The sequence below is a fragment of the Steroidobacter sp. genome (genome assembly GCF_016790065.1).
Taxonomy (GTDB): domain Bacteria; phylum Pseudomonadota; class Gammaproteobacteria; order Steroidobacterales; family Steroidobacteraceae; genus Steroidobacter.
In genome coordinates, this window is the sequence record NZ_JAEUPY010000666.1 from 1 (window position 1) to 7,138 (window position 7,138).

General features: G+C 61.3%; 9 protein-coding genes. All 9 read left to right on the forward strand.

Features of this window, described 5'->3' with window-relative positions; translation table 11 throughout:
- Window positions 1-161: 161 nt before the first annotated feature.
- On the forward strand, window positions 162-1,619 hold the full coding sequence (gene sufB / locus JNL55_RS27465; protein ID WP_293862149.1) for a Fe-S cluster assembly protein SufB: 1,458 nt from the start codon (window positions 162-164) through the stop codon (window positions 1,617-1,619).
- 47 nt (window positions 1,620-1,666) lie between these two features.
- A complete protein-coding gene (gene sufC / locus JNL55_RS27470) occupies window positions 1,667-2,419 on the forward strand; it encodes a Fe-S cluster assembly ATPase SufC (protein WP_293862152.1) in 753 nt (250 codons plus the stop codon).
- Window positions 2,416-3,735, forward strand: coding sequence for a Fe-S cluster assembly protein SufD (sufD, locus tag JNL55_RS27475; protein WP_293862156.1), 1,320 nt, complete (start codon window positions 2,416-2,418; stop codon window positions 3,733-3,735). Before sufC ends, sufD begins: the two co-directional genes overlap by 4 nt.
- A complete protein-coding gene (locus tag JNL55_RS27480) occupies window positions 3,732-4,982 on the forward strand; it encodes a cysteine desulfurase (RefSeq protein WP_293862159.1) in 1,251 nt (416 codons plus the stop codon). Before sufD ends, JNL55_RS27480 begins: the two co-directional genes overlap by 4 nt.
- Window positions 4,983-4,998: 16 nt before the next feature.
- Window positions 4,999-5,445: a Fe-S cluster assembly sulfur transfer protein SufU gene (gene sufU, locus JNL55_RS27485; RefSeq protein WP_293862162.1), complete on the forward strand. Its 447-nt coding sequence runs from the start codon at window positions 4,999-5,001 to the stop codon at window positions 5,443-5,445.
- A gap of 12 nt (window positions 5,446-5,457) precedes the next feature.
- A complete protein-coding gene (sufT, locus tag JNL55_RS27490; RefSeq protein WP_293862165.1) occupies window positions 5,458-6,009 on the forward strand; it encodes a putative Fe-S cluster assembly protein SufT in 552 nt (183 codons plus the stop codon).
- Window positions 6,010-6,011: 2 nt separating this feature from the next.
- On the forward strand, window positions 6,012-6,326 hold the full coding sequence (locus JNL55_RS27495; protein ID WP_293862168.1) for a Rieske (2Fe-2S) protein: 315 nt from the start codon (window positions 6,012-6,014) through the stop codon (window positions 6,324-6,326).
- Between the two features lie 14 nt (window positions 6,327-6,340).
- A complete protein-coding gene (locus tag JNL55_RS27500) occupies window positions 6,341-6,838 on the forward strand; it encodes a SixA phosphatase family protein (protein WP_293862171.1) in 498 nt (165 codons plus the stop codon).
- 33 nt (window positions 6,839-6,871) lie between these two features.
- A partial coding sequence (locus JNL55_RS27505; protein WP_293862174.1) for a hypothetical protein occupies window positions 6,872-7,138 on the forward strand: 267 nt, incomplete at its 3' end.

Genomic DNA, 7,138 nt, shown 5'->3' on the forward strand with positions numbered 1-7,138 from the left:
GTCGGCCATACCTGGCAGAAGGTCAACGCCGCGATTCGTCGCGCTCTCACTGACATTTCGCTGGCCGAGCTGGCGGGCGCGCCTCGTGGGGTCACCACTACCACCGTACCGCTGACCCGGCTGCGGGCCTCGCACGAATAATTTTTGCGCTGACATTTCCAATGGCAAGCAATCCCCAAACCGATCCCACCCTCGAAGCCCTGGTCGGCCAGAAGTACCGGCACGGCTTCGTCACGGACATCGAATCCGACACCGTCCCGCCCGGCCTGGACGAGGACGTGATCCGTCTGATCTCGGCCAAGAAGGGCGAGCCCCAGTTCATGCTCGACTGGCGCCTGCGCGCCTACCGCCACTGGCTCACCATGAAAGAGCCGCAGTGGGCGCACCTGCGCATCCAGCCCATCGACTACCAATCGATTTCCTACTATTCGGCGCCCAAACCCAAAGCGGATGCGCCCAAGAGCCTGGAAGAAGTCGATCCGAAACTGATCGAGACCTACGACAAGCTGGGCATTCCCTTGCACGAGCGCGCCCGCCTCGCCGGCGTGGCGGTCGATGCAGTGTTCGACAGCGTCTCGGTCGCGACCACGTTCAAAGAACGCTTGCACAAGGCCGGCGTGATTTTCTGTTCGTTCTCCGAAGCCGTGCAGAAGTATCCCGAGCTGATCGAGAGGTATCTCGGCAGCGTCGTGCCCTACACGGACAACTACTTCGCCACGTTGAACTCAGCGGTATTCACCGACGGCTCCTTCGTGTTCGTGCCCAAAGGCGTGCGTTGTCCGATGGAGCTGTCGACTTACTTCCGCATCAATGCGGCGAAGACCGGCCAGTTCGAACGCACGCTCATCGTCGCCGAGGAAAACTCGCACGTGAGCTACCTCGAAGGCTGCACGGCGCCGATGCGCGATGAAAATCAGCTGCACGCAGCGGTCGTCGAGCTGGTCGCGCTGGAAGGCGCACAGATCAAGTACTCGACCGTGCAGAACTGGTACCCCGGCGACGAGAACGGGGTCGGCGGTATTTATAACTTCGTGACCAAGCGCGGCGAGTGCCGTGGCGCCAACTCGAAGATCAGCTGGACGCAAGTCGAAACCGGCTCGGCGATCACTTGGAAATATCCGAGCTGCATCCTGACCGGCGACAACTCCGTGGGTGAGTTCTATTCGGTGGCGGTGGCCAACAATTATCAGCAGGCCGACACCGGCACCAAGATGATTCACATCGGCAAGAACACGCGCAGCACGATTGTGAGCAAGGGCATTTCAGCCGGTCACGGTCAGAACGCTTATCGCGGCCTGGTGAAGGTATTGCCGAGCGCCATCAACGCACGCAACTTCACTCAGTGCGACTCGCTGCTCATGGGCGACAAGTGCGGCGCGCACACCTTCCCGTATATGGAAGTCCGCACGCCCACCGCGAGCGTGGAGCACGAAGCCACCACGTCCAAGATCGGTGACGATCAATTGTTCTATTGCTTGAGCCGCGGCATCTCTTCGGAAGACGCGGTCAACATGATCGTCAACGGCTTTTGTAAAGCCGTGTTCAAAGAGCTGCCGATGGAATTCGCCGTCGAAGCTCAGAACTTGCTCGCTGTCAGCCTGGAAGGGTCGGTCGGCTGAGACGCCGACGAGATAGCCGTCGCTAACCTGTAAACAAAACTCTCAACATGCTTAGTATCAAGAATCTCCACGCACTCGCCGGCGAAAAGCAGGTGCTGCACGGTCTGAACCTCGAAGTGGGCGCGGGCGAAGTGCACGCCATCATGGGCCCCAACGGCTCGGGCAAGAGCACGCTCGCGCAAGTACTCGCCGGTCGCGACGGCTACACCGTCACCGAGGGCAGCGTCACTTATAAAGGCAAGGATCTGCTCGCGCTGGCGCCCGAAGAGCGCGCCCGTGAAGGCGTGTTCCTGGCGTTCCAGTATCCGGTCGAAATTCCCGGCGTGAACAACGTGTATTTGTTGAAGGCCGGCCTCAACGCCATTCGCAAACATCGCGGCGAGTCCGAGATGGACGCGTTCGAGTTCCTCACCCTGGTGCGCGAGAAGATGAAGCTCATGCAGATGGACGAGAGCTTCTTGAACCGCGGCGTCAACCAAGGCTTCTCCGGCGGCGAGAAAAAGCGCAACGAGATTCTGCAGATGGCGGTGCTCGAGCCGGCGCTCGCGCTGCTCGACGAAACTGACTCGGGCCTGGACATCGACGCCCTGCGCGTGGTCTCCAATGGCGTCAACAGTCTGCGCAGCCCGGATCGCGCCATCGTGCTGGTGACCCACTATCAGCGACTGCTCGACTACATCGAGCCGGATCACGTCCACGTGCTCTCGGACGGCAAGATCATCAAGAGCGGCGACAAGTCGCTGGCGCTGGAATTGGAAAAGCGCGGCTACGACTGGGTCAAGCAAGAGGCCGCAGCGTGAGTGCCGTTGCCAAAACCACGGCGTCGCCGATCGAGCGCTACAAAACGGCGTTCGATGCGCGCTGGCAGGGCAATGACGAACTGATCGCGCTCCGACGCGCAGCGTTCGAACAGTTTTCGGCTGCCGGCTTTCCGACGCAGCGAGACGAAGCGTGGAAGTACACCAACCTGCGTCGCCTCGAGTCGCGCTCGTTCGCGCCGGCCGATGCCTCGGCACTCGATGCGCATCAGCCCGATTGGTTGACGACGTCGGGCACGCGTGTCGTGCTGGTCAACGGCCATTGGCTCCCCGCTCTCTCGTCGCAGACCGCCCAGCCTCCGGGCGTAACGGTGCTGACGCTCAAGCAATGGATCCAACACGATCCCGCGGCGGTCGCGGCGTACCTGAAAGATCATGACCAGCTCGGCGGTAACGCACTGGAACAATTGAATCTGGCGTTTTTCGAAGATGGTGTCGTGGTCAACCTGGCCGACAACACCGTGCTCGATCAGCCTCTGTACATCGTGCATCAGTCGACGAGCGCAGCCGCGCAACGGATGAGCCATCCACGCATCATCGTTCGTGCTGGCCGCAATAGCAGCGTCACCGTCATCGAGCACTACCTCGGCGCCAACGAAACCGAATACTTCACCAATGCTGTCGCTCGTTTCGACGTCGCTGCCGGCGGCGCGGTGAAACATTTCCGCGTGCAGCAGGAAGCGCCTCGTGCGTTCCATATCGGCCACGTGCAAGCGCGGTTGGCGAAGGACGCTCGGTATTCGATTCACGATCTGCAGCTCGGCGGTACCCTGGGCCGAACCGGCATCACGGCGCTGATCGAAGGCAGCGGCGCGCATGCGGCGTTGTTCGGGTTGTTCACGCCGATGGGCACTCAGCATCTGGACGCGCACACCAAGCTCGATCACATCGCCGCTCATACGACCAGCGAAGAAGATTATCGAGGCATCGCCGGCGGCAAGGGCCGCGGCGTTTTCAACGGCAAGATCATCGTGCGACCGGACGCGCAAAAGATCGACTCGCGTCAATCGAGCCGCAACTTGTTGCTGTCGCCGACGGCGGAAATCGACACCAAGCCGGAGTTGGAGATCTACGCCAACGACGTGAAGTGCAGTCATGGCGCCACGACCGGGCAGCTCGATGCGACCTCCCTGTTCTATTTGCGCTCGCGCGGCCTGTCCGAATCGGATGCGCGGGCCGTGCTGATTCGCGCCTTCGCCGAATCCATTCTCACGACCATCGATCTCGACTCGCTGCGCACTGCGCTGGAACACCAGATCGATGAGCGGTTCAAGCTAGCGAACGAGGCCAAAGCATGAACGCAGCTGTTACAGCCACGCGAGCGACCGCGCTCGACGTCGCTGCCATCCGGCGCGACTTTCCGATTCTGCATCAGACGGTGAACGGCAAACCGCTGACGTATCTGGACAACGCAGCGTCCAGTCAGCGGCCGAAGTCAGTGATCGAAGCGATCTCTCGCTATTACGAGCATGACCACGCCAACGTGCATCGTGGCGTTCATACGCTGAGCCAGCGTGCGACCGATGCGTATGAAGGCGCACGCGAGACCATTCGCCGCTTCATCAACGCTCGGGATACCAAAGAGATCATTTTCACCCGCGGCACCACCGAAGCGGTGAACCTGGTCGCTCAGAGCTTCTTGCGCACCGGCTTCCAGCCTGGCGATGAAATCCTGATCTCGGCGCTGGAACATCACGCCAACATCGTTCCCTACCAGATGCTGCGCGAACAGGTCGGCGCCGTGCTCAAGGTCATTCCGATCAGCGAGCAAGGCGAAGTCGATTTCGTCGAATTCCAAAAGCTCATCAGCCCGCGCACCAAGTTGCTCGCGCTGGCCCACGTTTCGAACGCGCTCGGCACCATCGTGCCGGTGGAAAAGTTCATCGCCGTCGCCAAACAGCATGGCGTGCCGGTGCTGCTCGATGGCGCGCAAGCCATTCCGCATACGCCGGTCGACGTGCAGGCCTTGGGCTGCGATTTCTACTGCTTCTCCAGCCACAAGATGCTCGGCCCCACCGGCATGGGCGTGCTGTATGGCAAGCGTGAGTTGCTGGAGAAAATGCCTCCCTGGCAGGGGGGCGGCGACATGATCCTGTCGGTGTCGTTCGAGAAGACCACCTACAATCAGTTGCCGTGGAAGTTCGAAGCCGGCACGCCGCACATCAGCGGTGCCATCGGCCTCGCAGCGGCCATCGACTACCTGCAAAGCATCGGCATGGATCGCATCGCTGCCTACGAGCACGAGTTGCTGGAGTACGCGACCGAGCGCCTCAGCCAACTGCCGGGCTTGCGCATCGTCGGCACGGCGCCGAACAAGGCGGCAGTGGTGTCCTTCACGCTCGACGGCATTCATCCGCACGACATCGGCACCATCCTCGATACCGAGGGGGTCGCGATCCGCACCGGTCATCACTGCGCCATGCCGGTGATGGACTTTTTCAAGATCCCGGCGACGGCGCGCGCGTCGATGTCGTTCTACAATACGCGCGAGGAAATCGACCGGCTCGTGGCCGCGCTCGAACATACCCGCAAAGTATTGGGCTGACGCCCCAGATAACGATATGGACCTGAAAGACCTTTATCGCGACGTGATCGTGGATCACAATCGCCATCCGCGGAACTTCGGCAAGCTGCAGCCGGCCGACGCGCACGCCGACGGACACAATCCGTTGTGCGGCGACCGGCTCACGGTGTACGCCAACCTCAAAGGCGAGCACATCACCGATGTGAAGTTCGAAGGCAGCGGCTGCGCCATCTCGGTCGCCTCGGCCTCGCTGTTGACCGAAGCCGTCAAGGGCAAGACCAAGTCGGAAGTGAAAGAGTTGTTCGACGACGTGCACGCGCTGTTGACTCAGCACGACGCCAGCGTCGACCCTGCCAAGCTCGGCAAACTCGCGGCGCTCTCCGGCGTGCGTGAGTTTCCGGCTCGCGTCAAATGCGCCAGCTTGTGTTGGCATACGTTGAATGCGGCGCTGGATCGGGCCGCCGAACCGGTGACTACAGAGTAGTTAGTTCTTTTCATGCACAGCCACGACAACGAACCTGTAACCCTACAGCGCGACGTCGAAGCCATCATGGTTCCCGCCGGCATCCCGGTGACCTTGCGCGAAGGTAAAACCGGCTTCATCACTCAGGCCCTCGGCGGCAGCTTCACCGTCTATGTGGAAGGCAATCTGTTCCGCATTCCCGGCAAGGACGCGGATGCGCTCGGCAAAGAGCCGAGTCTCGCGCCGGAATTGCCGCCCGACGCCACCGACGACGATGTGAAACAGCTGGTGTGGGATCAGATGCGCACCTGCTACGACCCGGAAATTCCCATCAACATCGTCGAGCTGGGCCTGGTGTACTCGTGCGACATCACGCGCTCGCCCGAAGGCGACCGCGTCGCCGACATCAAGATGACGCTCACTGCGCCGGGCTGCGGCATGGGCGAAGTGCTGGTGCAGGACGTGAAGGACAAAGTCGAGCTGGTGCCCACCGTGGCGCGCGCCGACGTCGAGTTGGTGTTCGATCCGCCTTGGAATCAAACCATGATGTCCGAAGCGGCTCGTCTACAAACCGGGATGATGTGACCATGTCGTGGCATCCCGTGGCGCCGGCCGCCTCGATCGCGCCGGGCGACTACGCGCAGACCGAGATCGACGCTCAACTCGTCGCCGTGTTCAATATCGGCGGTCAGTTCTATGCCATCGACGATCTTTGTACTCACGATGGCGGCGAACTCGCCGGCGGTGCCGTCGACGGCGCTGTCGTGATTTGTCCGAGGCATGGTGCTCGATTCTGTTTGCGCACCGGCGCGGCGCTGACACCACCGGCCTACGAACCCGTACGCACTTATCAAACCCGCGTCAATGATGCAGGCGTGGTCGAGATCCAAGCCGATACCTGATCAGAAGGGAAGCCATGCGACGCCTCACCCTGCTTCGCCACGCCAAGACCGAGACTCAACATTCCGGCCAGGAAGATTGGGATCGTGTGCTCGAACCCCGCGGGCAAAAAGACGCGCCGGAAATGGCTCGCCGCTTGCGGGAGCGCAAATTGAAGCCGGACCTGGTAATTGCCAGCCCGGCGGTGCGCGCGATTACCACTGCCCAGATTTTCGCTCGTGAGTTGCATTTGCCGGCAGCGAAGCTGCAGCAGGATGAAAGGTTGTATTTGGCTTCGCCCAAGGTATTGAAGGAAGTGATCCGCGAGCTCGGCGGTGCGGCCCAGCATTTGATGATCGTGGGTCACAATCCTGGGCTGACGGAGTTTGCCGACAAGGTTTCGGCGGAGCGGGACGTCGACAACCTGCCGACCTGTGCGATTTATACGTTGGAGTTTGACTTGAAGGAGTGGAGCGAGCTGGAGTGGGACAGCGGCGTCAACGCAGACTTCGACTATCCGAAGAACTGCAGTTGAGCGCAGCTGAACTCGCAGGAGCCGCCGCTAATCATGGAGATCTCTGTCGACGTTCCTTTCGTTCGCAGCGTTCTGGCTGAAGAACAGCAGCGAGCTGGCGAAGAGATTCGCGACGTCGGCGTGGTGCAGGCGTACGAGAACTCTCGCTTGCGGCACGATGCTCGCATTGCCGCCGCGCCGGATGTCAGCACGCTGGCTTGTCGGGCCGGGTGCACGTGGTGCTGTCACTTCAGCGTCGATGTCCGTGCCGTAGAAGCTTTCAGCATGCTCGACTTCGTCGAGCGCACGCTGCCTGAAACG

Coding starts and splice junctions, on each gene's coding strand:
- sufT (WP_293862165.1), top strand. CDS start 5,458: ATGCACAGCCACGACAACGAACCTGTAACCCTACAGCGCGACGTCGAA.
- sufC (WP_293862152.1), top strand. CDS start 1,667: ATGCTTAGTATCAAGAATCTCCACGCACTCGCCGGCGAAAAGCAGGTG.
- JNL55_RS27500 (WP_293862171.1), top strand. CDS start 6,341: ATGCGACGCCTCACCCTGCTTCGCCACGCCAAGACCGAGACTCAACAT.
- JNL55_RS27480 (WP_293862159.1), top strand. CDS start 3,732: ATGAACGCAGCTGTTACAGCCACGCGAGCGACCGCGCTCGACGTCGCT.
- JNL55_RS27495 (WP_293862168.1), top strand. CDS start 6,012: ATGTCGTGGCATCCCGTGGCGCCGGCCGCCTCGATCGCGCCGGGCGAC.
- sufU (WP_293862162.1), top strand. CDS start 4,999: ATGGACCTGAAAGACCTTTATCGCGACGTGATCGTGGATCACAATCGC.
- sufB (WP_293862149.1), top strand. CDS start 162: ATGGCAAGCAATCCCCAAACCGATCCCACCCTCGAAGCCCTGGTCGGC.